General features: G+C 61.4%; 16 protein-coding genes. 11 read left to right on the top strand and 5 right to left on the bottom strand.

The window, feature by feature from the left end; all coding sequences use genetic code 11:
• Positions 1-201: hypothetical protein (locus tag OPU96_RS12290; RefSeq protein WP_498559131.1), on the top strand; the 201-nt coding region annotated here is incomplete at its 5' end.
• A 100-nt stretch (positions 202-301) separates the two neighbouring features.
• Here the strand turns inward: OPU96_RS12290 and OPU96_RS12285 are convergent.
• The 3 genes from OPU96_RS12285 to OPU96_RS12275 are packed head-to-tail and all read right to left on the bottom strand — an operon-like array spanning position 302 to position 2661.
• Positions 302-679, bottom strand: coding sequence for a DNA polymerase III subunit chi (locus OPU96_RS12285; protein WP_226457810.1), 378 nt, complete (start codon positions 677-679; stop codon positions 302-304).
• A gap of 7 nt (positions 680-686) precedes the next feature.
• Positions 687-1115: a DNA polymerase III subunit chi gene (locus OPU96_RS12280; protein ID WP_012722396.1), complete on the bottom strand. Its 429-nt coding sequence runs from the start codon at positions 1113-1115 to the stop codon at positions 687-689.
• 55 nt (positions 1116-1170) lie between these two features.
• On the bottom strand, positions 1171-2661 hold the full coding sequence (locus OPU96_RS12275; RefSeq protein WP_192297446.1) for a leucyl aminopeptidase: 1491 nt from the start codon (positions 2659-2661) through the stop codon (positions 1171-1173).
• Positions 2662-2943: 282 nt separating this feature from the next.
• Here OPU96_RS12275 and lptF point away from each other — a divergent pair, with 282 nt between their 5' ends.
• The 10 genes from lptF to tadA all read left to right on the top strand — a co-directional run bounded on the left by lptF (position 2944) and on the right by tadA (position 13450).
• Positions 2944-4062 carry an LPS export ABC transporter permease LptF gene (gene lptF, locus OPU96_RS12270; RefSeq protein ID WP_226457808.1) on the top strand — a complete coding sequence of 373 codons (1119 nt, stop codon included), beginning with the start codon at positions 2944-2946 and terminating at the stop codon, positions 4060-4062.
• Complete coding sequence (gene lptG / locus OPU96_RS12265; protein ID WP_226457807.1) at positions 4055-5134, top strand: LPS export ABC transporter permease LptG; 1080 nt, start codon at positions 4055-4057, stop codon at positions 5132-5134. Before lptF ends, lptG begins: the two co-directional genes overlap by 8 nt.
• 151 nt (positions 5135-5285) lie before the next feature.
• Positions 5286-7085 (top strand): translation elongation factor 4, encoded by a 1800-nt coding sequence (gene lepA, locus OPU96_RS12260; RefSeq protein ID WP_003210439.1) that lies wholly within the window; start codon positions 5286-5288, stop codon positions 7083-7085.
• 5 nt (positions 7086-7090) lie between these two features.
• Positions 7091-7942: a signal peptidase I gene (gene lepB / locus OPU96_RS12255; protein WP_192297441.1), complete on the top strand. Its 852-nt coding sequence runs from the start codon at positions 7091-7093 to the stop codon at positions 7940-7942.
• Positions 7943-8090: 148 nt separating this feature from the next.
• On the top strand, positions 8091-8780 hold the full coding sequence (rnc, locus tag OPU96_RS12250; RefSeq protein WP_012722401.1) for a ribonuclease III: 690 nt from the start codon (positions 8091-8093) through the stop codon (positions 8778-8780).
• A complete protein-coding gene (gene era / locus OPU96_RS12245; RefSeq protein WP_038851274.1) occupies positions 8773-9675 on the top strand; it encodes a GTPase Era in 903 nt (300 codons plus the stop codon). The genes rnc and era overlap by 8 nt, the downstream gene beginning before the upstream one ends.
• 155 nt (positions 9676-9830) lie before the next feature.
• Positions 9831-10514 (top strand): DNA repair protein RecO, encoded by a 684-nt coding sequence (recO, locus tag OPU96_RS12240; protein WP_498559130.1) that lies wholly within the window; start codon positions 9831-9833, stop codon positions 10512-10514.
• A gap of 51 nt (positions 10515-10565) precedes the next feature.
• A complete protein-coding gene (gene pdxJ / locus OPU96_RS12235; protein ID WP_498559129.1) occupies positions 10566-11309 on the top strand; it encodes a pyridoxine 5'-phosphate synthase in 744 nt (247 codons plus the stop codon).
• Between the two features lie 267 nt (positions 11310-11576).
• Positions 11577-12953, top strand: coding sequence for a multicopper oxidase family protein (locus OPU96_RS12230; protein WP_192297439.1), 1377 nt, complete (start codon positions 11577-11579; stop codon positions 12951-12953).
• Positions 12953-13450 (top strand): tRNA adenosine(34) deaminase TadA, encoded by a 498-nt coding sequence (gene tadA, locus OPU96_RS12225; RefSeq protein WP_498559128.1) that lies wholly within the window; start codon positions 12953-12955, stop codon positions 13448-13450. The genes OPU96_RS12230 and tadA overlap by 1 nt, the downstream gene beginning before the upstream one ends.
• A 142-nt stretch (positions 13451-13592) precedes the next feature.
• On the opposite strand, the gene cmoB is transcribed toward tadA, so the two are convergent.
• Together cmoB and cmoA are read right to left on the bottom strand one after the other, a co-directional pair.
• Positions 13593-14549, bottom strand: coding sequence for a tRNA 5-methoxyuridine(34)/uridine 5-oxyacetic acid(34) synthase CmoB (cmoB, locus tag OPU96_RS12220; protein WP_305392123.1), 957 nt, complete (start codon positions 14547-14549; stop codon positions 13593-13595).
• Entirely contained in the window at positions 14546-15289 is a 744-nt protein-coding gene (gene cmoA / locus OPU96_RS12215; RefSeq protein WP_192297433.1) for a carboxy-S-adenosyl-L-methionine synthase CmoA, read from the bottom strand. The genes cmoB and cmoA overlap by 4 nt, the downstream gene beginning before the upstream one ends.
• Positions 15290-15342 lie beyond the last annotated feature (53 nt).

The raw sequence follows: 15342 nt of genomic DNA, 5'->3' as shown, positions 1-15342 counted from the left end.
GCGAGGAAAACCTGGACTATGGCATTTGGCGCAGCCACGCCTTGTAGCAGTGGCTGGCGGGAGTTGATGGTCGTTGAACTAACGAGTACGGGAGCGCTGCCGGAGGGTAAAGAGGGCATGACGTTTCTCCAATGGGAGGTTTTCGTTAACTTTCCACGAATAACCTTCCACGAGATCCCGAATCTTTATCTACTGTCATAAATGACAGTTTTGACCAGCGGTGCCGCTAGTGCGCTCCTAGATGACACGCATGTGGCAAGGAGATGGAGAGAGGCTGGCAACAATCAACAGCTGTTTGTCTTCATGACTGGTACTGGCTGAGCAACCGCTCCATCCGCGCATCCAGCCGGCGCTTGATCTCGGTTTCGATATGCGGGGCGAAGTCGTCGATGACGTCTTGCATGATCAGTTGCGCGGCGGCGCGCAGTTCGTTGTCCAGGTGCAGCAGCAGGGCGTCCTGGCCTTTTTCGGCGGGGGCGGGCTCGACAGCAACGGCAACCGGCTCCGGCGCAGCGGGCTTGGCGCCGACCATATCGAACAACAGCGGAATCTGTACCTCTGCATCGACCGAGTCGGTCAGCAGTGGCGGTTGCAGGCCGTCGTCACCGAGCAACTGGCGGATCGACTCCAGGTCGTCCAGCAGGTGGTCGTCTTTTTTTACCGAGTTGGGAGTGTCCATCATTTACTCAAAGTCGTTGTAGCCGGTGATCCTGCAAAGGATAGCCCTGTTCGCGATAGAAACGGAAACTCTCCCGCGCCGCCTGACGAATAGCCGGGTCTTCCACCACCACCTCTGCCACGCGGGCAAACGCCTTGGCGAACGGCGGCACTTTCAGGTCCAGGTTGACCAGCAGGTCATGGTGATCGCCGCAACTGTCGCCCAAGCCCAGTACAACAAGGCCTTCGGGTTCTGATTCGGCAGGGCCGTGGGGCACGAAGCTTTCGCCCTTGAAGCGCCACAGGCGGGCGTCGAGCTCGTCGCGTTGGGCCGCATCGCTGCAATGCAGGTAGATGCGGTGGCCCATGCGCCAGGCTTTTTCGGTGAGTTTGCAGGCAAAGTCCAGGCGCGCGAGCGGGTCGGCGCTGGGCAATATATAGAAGTCGACTTGGGTCATTGCGGTTCCTGGAACGCGAGGCGGCTATCTGAAAGCCGCCCCGGCGTTCTCATTTTCAGGCCTTGGCGCGATCCAGCAGGTACTGGGTCAGCAGTGGAACAGGACGGCCAGTGGCGCCCTTGTCCTTGCCGCCGCTGGTCCAGGCCGTGCCGGCGATGTCCAGGTGCGCCCAGTTGAAGTTCTTGGCAAAGCGCGACAGGAAGCAGGCTGCGGTAATGGTGCCGGCTTTCGGGCCGCCGATGTTGGCGATGTCGGCGAACGGGCTGTCCAGCTGTTCCTGGTACTCATCGAACAGCGGCAGTTGCCAGGCGCGGTCGTCGGCGGCCTTGCCGGCGCTGAGCAGTTGTTCGATCAACTCGTCGTTGTTGCCCAACAGGCCCGAGGTGTGGGAGCCCAGGGCGACGATGCACGCGCCGGTCAGGGTGGCGATGTCGATCACGGCTTGCGGCTTGAAGCGCTCGGCGTAGGTCAGGGCATCGCACAGCACCAGGCGGCCTTCGGCGTCGGTGTTGAGGATCTCGACGGTCTGGCCGCTCATGGTGGTGACGATGTCGCCCGGACGCGCCGCGCCGCCACTTGGCATGTTCTCGGCACAGGCCAGGATGCACACCAGGTTGATCGGCAGCTTGAGCTCCAGCACCGCACGCAGGGTGCCGAACACGCTGGCGGCGCCGCCCATGTCGTACTTCATCTCATCCATGCCGGCGCCTGGCTTGAGGCTGATGCCGCCGGTGTCGAAGGTGATGCCTTTGCCGACCAGGGCGTAAGGTTTGTCGGCCTTTTTGCCGCCGTTGTATTGCATCACGATCAGGCGTGGCGGCTGGTCGCTGCCCTGGCCCACGGCATAGAACGAGCCCATGCCCAGTTCCTTGATCTTCTTCTCATCCAGGACTTCGACTTTCAGGCCCTTGAATTCCTTGCCCAGCGCCTTGGCCTGTTCGCCGAGGAAGGTTGGGTGGCAGATGTTCGGCGGCAGGTTGCCCAGGTCACGGGTGAACGACATGCCGTTGGCGATTGCGGTGGCGTGGGTCACGGCGCGCTGCACTTCAGCCTGGGCGGCCTTGATGGTCAGCAGGGTGATCTTCTTCAGGGCGCGGGGTTCGGCCTTGGTGCTCTTGAACTGGTCGAAGATATAGCCGCCGTCCACCAGGCTTTCGGCCAGCAGGCGGGTCTTGCCGTAGCTGTCGCGGCCCTTGACCACCACTTCATCCAGCGCCAGCGTGGCATCACCGCCGCCCAGGCCTTTGAGGGTGGTGAGGATGCCGCTGATGATCTTGCGGAACGGACGGTCGCCCAGCTCGGCGTCCTTGCCCACGCCCACCAGCAGTACGCGGTCGGCTTTCAGGTTTGGCAGGCTTTGCAGCAGCAGGCTCTGGCCGACTTTGCCCGCCAGGTCGCCGCGCTTGAGGATCGCGCTGATGGCGCCGCCGCTCAGTTCGTCGACTTGCTTGGCAGCGACGCCAAGCTTGCGGCCTTCGCCGATGGCGACCACGAGGGTGGCGGTTTTCAACGTTTCGGGGCTAACGCTTTTTACAACCAATTCCATTTTCGGGTCCCTTATAAAGGTCAAAGAGCCGGGCGTCTGTACGCCGGCTTTAAAGCTTGGCGGCTGTATAAACCGCCCGCGACAAAGGCCGCAGTTTGAACCTCGGCGGCGGAGCCTGACAACCCTTGGTGTAAGCTTTGTCCACGTGGTTGAGCATGCTCCGTGACAGGCGCGGCCAATCACAGGATAATGCGCCATCTTTTTAGCCGGCCTGTGCAAACGGGTCGACTGGTATGCTTGCTTGTTTGGCCGCCTTAGCCTGACAACCCTGGAGTGTCTGGTTTGATCGTCTTCCGTTATCTGTCCCGCGAAGTCCTGTTGACCCTGAGTGCCGTGAGCGCGGTGTTGCTGGTCATCATCATGAGTGGTCGTTTCGTCAAATACCTCGCCCAGGCCGCCTCTGGCGCGCTGGATCCGGGCTCGCTGTTCCTGATCATGGGCTTTCGCCTGCCGGGGTTTCTGCAACTGATCCTGCCGCTGGGCCTGTTCCTCGGGATCCTGCTGGCGTACGGTCGCCTGTATCTCGAAAGTGAAATGACCGTGCTTTCGGCCACCGGCATGAGCCAGCAACGCCTGCTGGGCATGACCATGATCCCGGCCGCCGGTGTCGCGCTGATCGTCGCCTGGCTGAGCCTGAGCCTGGCCCCCCAGGGCGCCATGCAGTTCCAGCTGGTGCTGAACAAGCAGGACGCGATGACCGAGTTCGACACCCTCGAACCGGGCCGCTTCCAGGCACTCAGCGACGGCACCCGCGTGACCTACACCGAAACCATGACCGAAAACCGTGCCAACCTCGGCGGCGTATTCATCTCCGAGAAGCGCCTGGGCCAGGACAAGAAAGACCGCGGTATTTCCGTGCTGGTGGCCGACTCAGGCCGCCAGGAAGTGCGCCCCGATGGCAGCCGCTATCTGATCCTGGAAAACGGCTATCGCTATGACGGCAGCCCCGGCATGGCCGATTACCGTGCGATCAAGTACGACACCTACGGCGTGCTGCTGGCCCGTCCGGACGTCAGCGACGAAGTTACCGACCGTGACGCCATCCCCACCACGGAACTGCTCGGCAGCAAGGAACTGCGTTCCATTGCCGAGCTGCAATGGCGCATCTCCCTGCCGCTGCTGGTGTTTATCGTGACCTTGATGGCAGTGCCGCTGTCGCGCGTCAACCCGCGCCAGGGCCGATTCCTCAAGCTGTTGCCGGCGATCCTGCTGTACATGGCGTACCTGACCATCCTGATTTCCGCCCGTGGTTCCCTGGAGAAGGGCAAGCTGTCGCCGACCCTGGGCCTGTGGTGGGTGCATGGGATCTTCCTGGTGATCGGCCTGGCGCTGCTCTACTGGGAACCTATCCGTCTGAAAATGTTGAGCCGTCGTGGCCAGAAGGAGTTGGCTCGTGGCTAAGCTCGATCGCTACATTGGTAGCAGCGTACTGATCGCCATCCTGGCGGTATTGGGCATCATCCTTGGGTTGGCGTCGTTGTTCGCCTTTATCGATGAAGTCGGCAACGTCAGCGACACCTATACCGTATGGGACGTGATGAGCTACGTGGCCCTCACCGCGCCGCGCCGCCTCTACGACATGATGCCGATGGCCGCGCTGATCGGTTGCCTGATCGGCCTGGGCAGCCTGGCCAGCAACAGCGAACTGACCATCATGCGTGCCGCCGGGGTGTCCATCGGTCGTATTGTCTGGGCGGTGATGAAGCCGATGCTGCTGCTGATGCTGTGCAGCGTGCTGATCGGTGAATACGTTGCGCCGCCGGCCGAAACCACGGCCCAGGCCAACCGCGCCCTGGCCCAGGGGTCGGGCGACGCACAAAGCTCCAAGCATGGCCTGTGGCACCGCCAGGGTGACGAGTTCATCCACATCAACGCGGTGCAGCCCGGTGGCCTGTTGATTGGTGTGACACGTTATACCTTTGACAAGGAACGCCATCTGCTGATGTCGAGCTTTGCCAAGCGCGCGCAGTACAACGCCGAGAAATGGCAGCTGAGCGATGTCACCACCACGCATTTCCGCAATGCAGGGCAAGGTACCAAGGCCAGTACTGAAGTGATCAATGTGCCGGCCGAGGAGTGGGACATCGCCCTCAAGCCGGAACTGCTCAATACCGTGGTCATGATCCCCGAAAGCCTGCCGATCTCCGGGCTTTGGGGTTACATCCACTACTTGAAGGACCAAGGCCTGAACAACGGCCGCTACTGGCTGGCATTCTGGGTCAAGGTGCTGCAGCCGGTGGTCACTGCCGCGCTGGTGTTGATGGCGATCTCGTTCATCTTCGGCCCGCTGCGCTCCGTGACCCTTGGCCAGCGCGTCTTTACCGGCGTGCTGGTGGGCTTTACCTTCCGCATCGCCCAGGACCTGCTCGGCCCTTCGAGCCTGGTGTTCGGTTTCTCGCCGCTGTTTGCGGTGCTGGTGCCCACTGGTATCTGCGCCCTGGCCGGGTTCTGGCTATTGCGCCGGGCTGGTTGATAGAGCGCTTATGATCAAAACATGCCCCGGTCGAGAGATCGGGGCATTTTTGTTCTGGTCAGCAAAGATGACGTCTGGCCTGAGCATCAGGTACAATTCCCGGCTATTTTTCAGCGGGCAATCTGCCTGCAGCCTTTTTGAGTGTTGATCCGTGAGTGATTTGAGTCATATCCGCAATTTCTCCATCATCGCCCACATTGACCATGGCAAGTCGACGCTGGCCGACCGGTTCATCCAAATGTGCGGTGGCCTTGCCGAGCGTGAAATGGAAGCCCAGGTCCTGGACTCCATGGACCTCGAGCGTGAACGCGGCATCACCATCAAGGCCCATAGCGTTACCCTGTACTACACCGCAAAAGACGGTATCAAGTACCAGCTGAACTTCATTGACACCCCCGGCCACGTTGACTTCACCTACGAAGTCAGCCGCTCGCTGGCCGCCTGCGAAGGCGCCTTGCTGGTGGTGGACGCCGGCCAGGGCGTTGAAGCCCAGTCCGTTGCCAACTGCTACACCGCGATCGAGCAAGGCCTGGAAGTGATGCCGGTGCTGAACAAGATCGACCTGCCGCAGGCCGATCCGGACCGCGTCAAGGAAGAAATCGAAAAAATCATCGGCATTGACGCCACCGACGCCGTCGAGTGCAGCGCCAAGACCGGCCTGGGCGTCGACGAAGTGCTCGAGCGCCTGGTCAAGACCATTCCCGCGCCGACCGGCAACTACGAGGATCCGCTGCAAGCGTTGATCATCGACTCCTGGTTCGACAACTACCTGGGCGTTGTGTCCCTGGTCCGCGTGCGCCACGGCCGCGTGAAGAAGGGCGACAAGATCCTGGTCAAATCCACCGGCAAGATCCACCTGGTGGACAGCGTTGGTGTGTTCAACCCCAAGCACACGGCGACCACCGATCTGAAAGCCGGTGAAGTAGGCTTCATCATTGCCGGTATCAAGGACATTCACGGGGCCCCGGTGGGTGACACCCTGACCTTGAGCTCGACGCCGGACGTTGACGTGCTGCCCGGCTTCAAGCGCATCCAGCCGCAGGTTTACGCCGGCCTGTTCCCGGTCAGCTCCGATGACTTCGAAGATTTCCGCGAAGCCCTGCAAAAGCTGACCCTCAACGACTCGTCGTTGCAGTACACCCCGGAAAGCTCCGACGCCCTGGGCTTCGGCTTCCGTTGCGGGTTCCTGGGCATGCTGCACATGGAGATCATCCAGGAGCGCCTGGAGCGCGAATACGACCTGGACCTGATCACCACCGCGCCAACGGTTATTTTTGAGCTGGCGCTGAAAACCGGTGAAACGATTTACGTCGACAACCCGTCCAAGCTCCCAGACCTGTCTTCCATCGAAGACATGCGCGAGCCGATTGTGCGCGCCAATATCCTGGTGCCGCAGGAACACCTGGGCAACGTCATCACCCTGTGTATCGAAAAGCGTGGCGTGCAGCACGACATGCTGTTCCTCGGTACCCAGGTCCAAGTGACCTATGATTTGCCGATGAACGAAGTGGTCCTGGACTTCTTCGACCGTCTCAAATCCACCAGTCGCGGCTATGCTTCGCTGGATTACCATTTCGATCGTTATCAATCGGCTAATCTGGTGAAACTGGATGTGCTGATCAACGGCGACAAGGTCGATGCCCTGGCACTCATCGTGCACAAGGACAACGCGCACTACAAAGGTCGCCAGTTGACCGAGAAGATGAAAGAACTGATTCCGCGCCAGATGTTCGACGTCGCGATCCAGGCCGCCATTGGCGGGCAGATCATTGCGCGGACCTCCGTCAAGGCTCTCAGAAAGAACGTACTGGCCAAATGCTACGGCGGTGACGTAAGCCGTAAGCGCAAGCTGCTTGAGAAGCAAAAGGCCGGTAAAAAACGCATGAAGCAAGTGGGCAACGTGGAAATTCCACAAGAAGCCTTCCTTGCGGTGCTCAGGTTGGATAGTTAGGTCCTATGTCACTAAATTTCCCGCTGTTGCTGGTCATCGCCGTTGCCGTCTGTGGTCTTCTGGCATTGCTCGATCTGGTGTTCTTCGCCCCGCGTCGGCGGGCGGCTATCGCATCCTATCAGGGCAGCGTCAGTCAGCCCGATGCGGTGGTGGTCGAGAAGTTGAACAAAGAGCCTTTGCTGGTTGAATACGGCAAGTCGTTCTTCCCGGTACTGTTCATCGTGCTGGTGCTGCGCTCGTTCCTGGTGGAGCCGTTCCAGATCCCTTCGGGGTCGATGAAGCCTACCCTGGATGTTGGCGACTTCATCCTGGTGAACAAGTTTGCCTACGGCATCCGCCTGCCGGTGATCGACAAGAAGGTCATTGAAGTCGGCGACCCGCAGCGCGGCGATGTGATGGTGTTCCGCTTCCCGAGCGACCCGAACGTCAACTACATCAAGCGTGTGATCGGCCTGCCGGGCGACGTGATCCGCTACACCGGCGACAAGCGCCTGTTCATCAACGGTGAGTCGGTGGCTGAAAAGCTGATCGGCTCCGAGCCGAACTCCCTGGGCAGCGCCGAGCTGTACCAGGAGAAACTCGGCGCGGTGGAGCACCAGATCCGCAAGGAAATGTCGCGCTACCGCCAGCCTGATGGCGAGTGGAAAGTGCCGGCCGGGCACTACTTCATGATGGGCGACAACCGTGACAACTCCAATGACAGCCGTTATTGGAACGATCCCAACATTCCCAAGGACATGCTGGGCATGGTTCCCGACGAGAACATCGTCGGCAAGGCCTTCGCGGTCTGGATGAGCTGGCCGGAGTCCAAACTCAGCCACCTGCCGAACTTCTCGCGAGTCGGGCTGATCAAGTAATACAGGCGGCGCTGTGAACACAGCGCCGAATGCTTTTCTGGGGCTTGGACAAATGTCCGGCCTCATGCAGCACCAACCAGGATTTGAATTTGAACACTGCGTCAATCGTCGATGGCCGCCGGTGCCACCACACAGATATGGGTAAACCGTGACCGTTTCTCTAGCACGTCTCGAGCGCCAGCTCGGCTACACCTTCAAGGACCAGGAATTGATGGTCCTTGCCCTCACACACCGCAGCTTTGCAGGGCGTAACAACGAACGCCTGGAATTCCTCGGTGATGCCATCCTCAATTTCGTCGCCGGTGAAGCGCTGTTCGAGCGTTTCCCCCAAGCCCGTGAAGGCCAGTTGTCGCGCCTGCGTGCGCGCCTGGTGAAGGGCGAGACCCTGGCCGTGCTGGCCCGCGGTTTCGGCCTTGGCGAGTACCTGCGCCTGGGCTCCGGCGAGTTGAAGAGCGGCGGTTTCCGCCGTGAGTCGATCCTGGCCGACGCTCTTGAAGCGCTGATCGGTGCGATCTATCTCGACGCCGGCATGGAAGCGGCCAAGGAGCGCGTCACCGCCTGGCTGACCTCCGAGATCGAGAGCCTGACGCTGGTCGACACCAACAAAGATCCCAAGACCCGCCTGCAGGAATTCCTGCAATCGCGCGGTTGCGAACTGCCACGCTATGAAGTGGTGGACATCCAGGGTGAGCCCCATTGCCGCGTGTTCTTCGTGGAATGTGAAATCACCTTACTGAACGAAAAAAGCCGAGGTCAGGGTGTGAGCCGTCGTATTGCCGAACAGGTAGCGGCCGCTGCAGCACTGATTGCCCTGGGCGTGGAGAATGGCCATGACTGATTCAACCGCAACACGCTGTGGCTATGTTGCCATCGTCGGCCGCCCGAACGTGGGCAAGTCCACGCTGCTGAACCATATCCTCGGCCAGAAGCTCGCGATCACCTCGCGCAAGCCGCAGACCACCCGCCACAACATGCTGGGCATCAAGACCGAAGGCACCGTGCAAGCGGTCTACGTCGATACCCCGGGCATGCACAAAGGCGGCGAGAAAGCCCTCAACCGCTACATGAACAAGACCGCTTCGGCGGCGTTGAAAGACGTCGACGTGGTGATCTTCGTGGTTGACCGCACCAAGTGGACCGACGAAGACCAGATGGTCCTCGAACGTGTGCAGTACGTCACCGGCCCGTTGATCGTCGCGCTGAACAAGACCGACCGCATCGAAGACAAAGCCGAGCTGATGCCGCACCTGAGTTGGTTGCAGGAACAACTGCCGAATGCCCAGATCATCCCGATCTCGGCCCAGCACGGTCACAACCTGGAAGCCCTGGAGCGCGTGATCGCCGAGCACCTGCCGGAGAACGAGCACTTCTTCCCGGAAGACCAGATCACCGACCGCAGCAGCCGCTTCCTGGCCGCCGAGCTGGTGCGCGAGAAAATCATGCGCCAGATGGGCGCCGAACTGCCGTACCAGATCACCGTCGAAATCGAAGAGTTCAAGCAGCAGGGCAAGACCTTGCACATCCATGCGCTGATTCTCGTCGAGCGTGATGGCCAGAAGAAAATCATCATTGGCGACAAGGGCGAGCGCATCAAGCGCATCGGTACCGAAGCGCGCAAGGACATGGAATTGCTGTTCGATTCCAAGATCATGCTCAACCTGTGGGTGAAGGTGAAAGGCGGCTGGTCCGACGACGAACGCGCACTGCGCTCCCTGGGCTACGGCGACCTGTAAGAACACCGCAGGACTAAAAATGTGGGAGCGGGCTTGCTCGCGAATGCGGTGGATCAGTCACTGATAAGTCGACTGGCACACCGCATTCGCGAGCAAGCCCGCTCCCACATTCGGTTTGTGTAGTTTTCAACAATGCATTCCAGCAGTGAGACCCCATGTCCCAATCCCTCAGCCAACCCGCCTACGTCCTGCACAGCCGCGCCTACCGCGAGACCAGCGCTCTGGTGGACTTCCTCACTCCCCAGGGCCGCCTGCGCGCCGTCTTGCGCAGCGCACGGGGCAAGGCCGGTACGCAGGCACGGCCGTTTGTGGCCCTGGAGGTGGAATTTCGCGGCAAGGGCGAGCTGAAAAACGTCGGCCGCCTGGAAAGCGTCGGCACCTCCGCCTGGCTCAATGGCGAAGCCCTCTTCAGCGGCCTCTACCTCAATGAACTGCTGATCCGCCTCTTGCCCGCCGAAGACCCGCACCCAGCCGTCTTCGATCACTACGCTGCGACCCTGCTCGCCCTCGCCGAAGGCCGCCCCCTGGAGCCCTTGCTGCGTGCCTTCGAATGGCGCCTGCTCGACGACCTCGGCTACGGCTTCGAACTGGCCAACGACCTGCACGGCGAGCCCATCGCCGCCGACGGCATGTACCGCCTGCAAGTCGACGCCGGCCTGGAGCGCGTCTACCTGCTGCAACCCGGCCTGTTCCAGGGCACCGAGTTGCTGGCCATGAGCGAAGCCGACTGGAGCGCCCCCGGTGCCTTGTCCGCCGCCAAGCGTCTGATGCGCCAAGCGTTGGCCGTGCATCTGGGCGGCCGGCCGCTGGTCAGTCGCGAGTTGTTTCGAAAGCCCTGACAACCCCGTGTATGCTGTGCGGCGTTTCTTTCCCTTTTCAGGAGCGCTTCCGTGACCACCAGCAATCGCATTCTTCTTGGCGTCAACATCGACCACGTCGCTACCCTGCGCCAGGCCCGGGGCACCCGTTACCCTGACCCGGTCAAGGCTGCGCTGGACGCCGAAGAAGCGGGCGCCGACGGCATCACCGTGCACCTGCGCGAAGACCGTCGCCATATCCAGGAGCGCGACGTGTTGCTGCTCAAGGATGTGCTGCAAACCCGCATGAACTTTGAAATGGGCGTCACCGAAGAAATGATGGCGTTCGCCGAACGCATCCGCCCGGCGCACATCTGCCTGGTCCCGGAAACGCGCCAGGAACTCACCACCGAAGGCGGCCTCGACGTTGCCGGCCAGGAGGCGCGGATCAAGGCGGCGGTGGATCGTCTGTCGCAGATCGGCAGCGAAGTCTCGTTGTTCATCGATGCCGACGAGCGCCAGATCGAAGCCTCGCGCCGCGTCGGTGCGCCGGCCATCGAGCTGCACACCGGCCGTTATGCCGATGCCACCACGCCGACTGAAGTGGCTGACGAACTTCAGCGCATCATCGACGGTGTTGCCGCTGGCCTGCGCGAAGGTTTGATCGTCAATGCCGGCCACGGCCTGCACTACCACAACGTTGAAGCCGTGGCGGCGATCAAGGGTATCAACGAGCTGAACATCGGCCATGCGCTGGTGGCGCATGCGCTGTTCGTCGGCTTCAAAGGCGCCGTGGCCGAGATGAAGGCCCTGATCCTGGCTGCCGCCAAGGCCTGAACCAACACAGTCTAAAAACCACTGAAGATCAAAAAAATGTGGGAGCGGGCTTGCTCGCGAATGCGGTCTGTCAGTTGATACATCTGTGGCTGACCCACCGCTTTCGCGAGCAAGCCCGCTCCCACACAAGCCCACACCCACAGTTGATCTTTGGCGTGTCCAGAATTCGGCCATGCGGCAATGCGAAGCCTTACTGTTTAGCCGATGCAGGTGTATCGTATCAGCCCTTTGCAGGCCCTGTGCCCGCGGCCGATACGTGAGGTTGTTGTGTCCCGATCCTTTTCCCGTCGACAAATCCTGGGTGGTCTCGCAGGCCTGGCCGTAGTGGGCGTCGGTGCTGGTGGCGCCTACCGCTACTGGCTGGGAAAGGTCGCCGAGGCCGAAGCGGGCCACGATTACGAGCTGATCGCCGCGCCGTTGGACGTGGAACTGGTGCCGGGCCACAAGACCGAGGCCTGGGCGTTCGGCCCGTCGGCGCCGGGTACCGAGTTGCGCGTACGCCAGGGCGAATGGCTGCGGGTGCGCTTTATCAACCACCTGCCGGTCGCCACCACCATTCATTGGCACGGCATCCGCCTGCCGCTGGAAATGGACGGCGTGCCCTACGTCTCCCAGTTGCCGGTCTTGCCTGGTGAGTACTTCGACTACAAATTCCGTGTGCCCGACGCCGGCAGCTACTGGTATCACCCCCATGTGAACAGCAGCGAAGAACTCGGCCGTGGCCTGGTCGGCCCGCTGATCATTGAAGAGCGCGAGCCCACCGGGTTCAAACACGAACGCACCTTGAGCCTGAAAAGCTGGCACGTGGACGAAGAGGGCGCCTTCGTCGCTTTCAGCGTACCCCGTGAGGCCGCGCGTGGCGGTACTGCCGGGCGGTTATCGACGATCAACGGCGTGTCCCAGGCGGTGATCGACTTGCCCGCCGGGCAGATCACCCGCGTGCGCTTGCTCAACCTCGACAACACCCTGACTTATCGCATCAACATCCCTGACGTCGAAGCGCAGATCTACGCGCTGGACGGCAACCCCATCGAGCCGCGCCCGCTGGGCAAGGAATACTGGCTGGGCCCGGGCATGCGCATCTGCCTGGCGATCAAGGCACCGCCGGCCGGCGAAGAGTTGTCGATCCGCAACGGCCCGGTGCGCCTGGGCACGTTCCGCTCGGTCGCCAACAGCGATGCGCCGACGGACTGGCCAGCGGCATTGCCCGCCAACCCGATTGCCGAGCCGGACCTGGCCAACGCCGAGAAGCTCAACTTCAATTTCGAGTGGGTCGGCACCGTTTCCGTCGACGATGGTCGGCCGCCCAGCCTGTGGCAAATCAACGGTCAGGCCTGGGACATCACTGACAAGACCTGCGCCGACCGGCCCATCGCCAAGCTGGAGAAGGGCAAGAGCTACATCTTCGAATTGAAGAACATGACCCAGTACCAGCACCCGATCCACCTGCACGGCATGAGCTTCAAGGTGATCGCCTCGAACCGCCACAAGGTGATCCCGTACTTCACCGACACTTACCTGTTGGGCAAGAACGAACGCGCCCGCGTGGCGCTGGTGGCAGATAACCCGGGGGTATGGATGTTTCATTGCCACGTGATCGATCACATGGAAACCGGCCTGATGGCCGCCATCGAGGTGGCGTGATGCGCCAGTTCCGCCCCACCGCGATCATCGACCGCAGCCGCGACCATGACTTCATGCGCGAAGCCCTGGCCCTCGCTGCCCAGGGCGCAGCCTTGGGTGAAGTGCCGGTAGGCGCGGTGCTGGTCCAGGACGGCGAAATCATCGGCCGTGGCTTCAATTGCCCGATCAGCGGCAACGACCCCAGCGCCCACGCCGAAATGGTCGCTATCCGCAATGCCGCGCAGGCCATCAGCAACTATCGGCTGGTGGGCAGCACGCTGTACGTGACGTTGGAACCGTGCAGCATGTGCGCCGGTTTGATCGTGCATTCGCGGGTGGCGCGGGTGGTGTACGGCGCGCTGGAGCCGAAGGCGGGGATTGTGCAGAGCCAGGGGCAGTTTTTTACCCAGGGGTTTCTCAATCACAAAGTGCTGTTTGAAGGCGGGGTGTTGGCCGAGGAGTGCGGTACCGTCCTCAGCGAATTCTTCAAGGCCCGAAGGGCCAAGCCCCCGCTCTAAAGAACACTGGAGATCAAATGTGGGAGCTGGCTTGCCTGCGATAGCTATCTGTCAGTCAACTCATCTGTGACTGACTCACCGCTATCGCAGGCAAGCCAGCTCCCACAGTTTTGATCTCTATTTATTCAGTGAAACCGCACGCTTACTTGCGAGCGATGATGACGGCCCGCATCGGCGCCGGCAGCCCTTCGATGGTCTTGCTGTGATCCTCGGGATCAAGGAAGTCGCTCAGCGACTGATATTTCATCCACTCCGTCCCCCGCTGTTCCTCCACCGTGGTCACGCTCACGTCCACACAGCGCACATCACTGAACCCGGCGCGCCGCAGCCACAGCATCAGCGCCGGTACCGAGGGCAGGAACCACACGTTGCGCATCTGCGCGTAGCGGTCTTCCGGCACCAGTACTTGTTGCTGATCGCCTTCCACCACCAGGGTTTCCAGGACCAGTTCGCCGCCCTTGACCAGGGTGTCTTTCAGCGCCAGCAGATGCTCGATCGGCGAACGCCGGTGATAGAACACGCCCATGGAAAACACCGTGTCGAAGCCTTCCAGGTTCGCCGGCAGGTCTTCGAACGGGAACGGCAGGTGCCAGGCCTTCGGTTCCGACAGGTAACGCTGCACCGCCTGGAACTGGCAGAAGAACAGCCAGTTCGGGTCGACGCCAATCACACTGTCCGCCCCGGCGCCGAGCATGCGCCACATGTAGTAGCCATTGCCGCAGCCCACATCAAGGATTCGCTTGCCCTTGAGGTTCAAATGCGGGGCCACCCGCGACCACTTCCAGTCTGAACGCCATTCGGTGTCCACATGCACGCCGAACAGGTTGAACGGGCCTTTGCGCCACGGGCTCAGGCCCATCAACGCAGTGCGCATTTGTGCGCGGGTTTCGTCGTCGCAATCGGTGTCGAGGGTCAGGCCATTGAGCAAGTCCACCTCGCTTGGCTGGATCTTTGGCAAGGCGTCCAACGCACTCTGCCAACGCTCCAGGTCGCCATGACCCTTTTCCATCTTGCTATCGAGTTGCGCTTGCAGGCCCTGGGCCCACACAGCCAGGGGAGTGCCGACCAGATGGCGGGCGAGGGGGGACAGATCAATCATGGCAAGGCAATCAACGAGGCAAAGTTAAGACACTGGAACCACGGCACGACTTTCGAGAAACCGGCCGCCAGCAGGCGTTCGCGGTGTTCTTCGAGGCTGTCGGGCTTCATGACGTTTTCGATGGCGCTGCGCTTCTGGGCGATTTCCAGTTCGCTGTAGCCGTTGGCGCGTTTGAACGCGATATGCAGGTCGGTGAGCAGTTCATGTTCTTCAACATCGTTGAAGCGCAGCTTTTCCGACAGGATCAGCGCCCCACCCGGCAGCAGCGACTGGCGGATGCGCGAGAGCAGCGCCAGGCGTTCTTCGGGGGCGATGAACTGCAGGGTGAAGTTCAGCGCCACCACCGAGGCCGGTTGAAATTGCAGCGCGAGAATATCGCCTTCGACCACCTCGACTGGCAGCAACTCCTGGAACATCGAGTCCTGGCCATTGAGGTACTCGCGGCAACGCTCGACCATCGCCGCCGAGTTATCCACCGCGATCACCCGGCAGCCGTCGGTACGCACATGCCGGCGCAGGGCCTGGGTCACCGCGCCGAGGGATGAACCGAGGTCGTAGAGCACGCTATTGGGCTGGGCAAACTGCGCCGCGAGCACGCCGAGGTTTTCGACGATGGTCGGGTAACCCGGCACCGAGCGCTTGATCATGTCCGGGAACACCCGCACCACATCCTCGTTAAAGGCGAAGTCCGGCACCTGGGTCAGGGGCTGGGCGAATAGGCGATCGGGTTGTTTGCTCACGGTTGTTCCGGCATTGATGGGGGAAGGCCGGCATTTTAGCCAAGTTGACAGCG

The organism is Pseudomonas sp. RP-B7, from assembly GCF_059803535.1.
This window is presented reverse-complemented; position numbering and strand designations above follow the sequence as displayed.

Coding starts and splice junctions, on each gene's coding strand:
- OPU96_RS12285 (WP_226457810.1), bottom strand. CDS start 679: ATGGACACTCCCAACTCGGTAAAAAAAGACGACCACCTGCTGGACGAC.
- cmoB (WP_305392123.1), bottom strand. CDS start 14,549: ATGATTGATCTGTCCCCCCTCGCCCGCCATCTGGTCGGCACTCCCCTG.
- recO (WP_498559130.1), top strand. CDS start 9,831: ATGTCCCAATCCCTCAGCCAACCCGCCTACGTCCTGCACAGCCGCGCC.
- era (WP_038851274.1), top strand. CDS start 8,773: ATGACTGATTCAACCGCAACACGCTGTGGCTATGTTGCCATCGTCGGC.
- OPU96_RS12275 (WP_192297446.1), bottom strand. CDS start 2,661: ATGGAATTGGTTGTAAAAAGCGTTAGCCCCGAAACGTTGAAAACCGCC.
- tadA (WP_498559128.1), top strand. CDS start 12,953: ATGCGCCAGTTCCGCCCCACCGCGATCATCGACCGCAGCCGCGACCAT.
- OPU96_RS12280 (WP_012722396.1), bottom strand. CDS start 1,115: ATGACCCAAGTCGACTTCTATATATTGCCCAGCGCCGACCCGCTCGCG.
- lepB (WP_192297441.1), top strand. CDS start 7,091: ATGTCACTAAATTTCCCGCTGTTGCTGGTCATCGCCGTTGCCGTCTGT.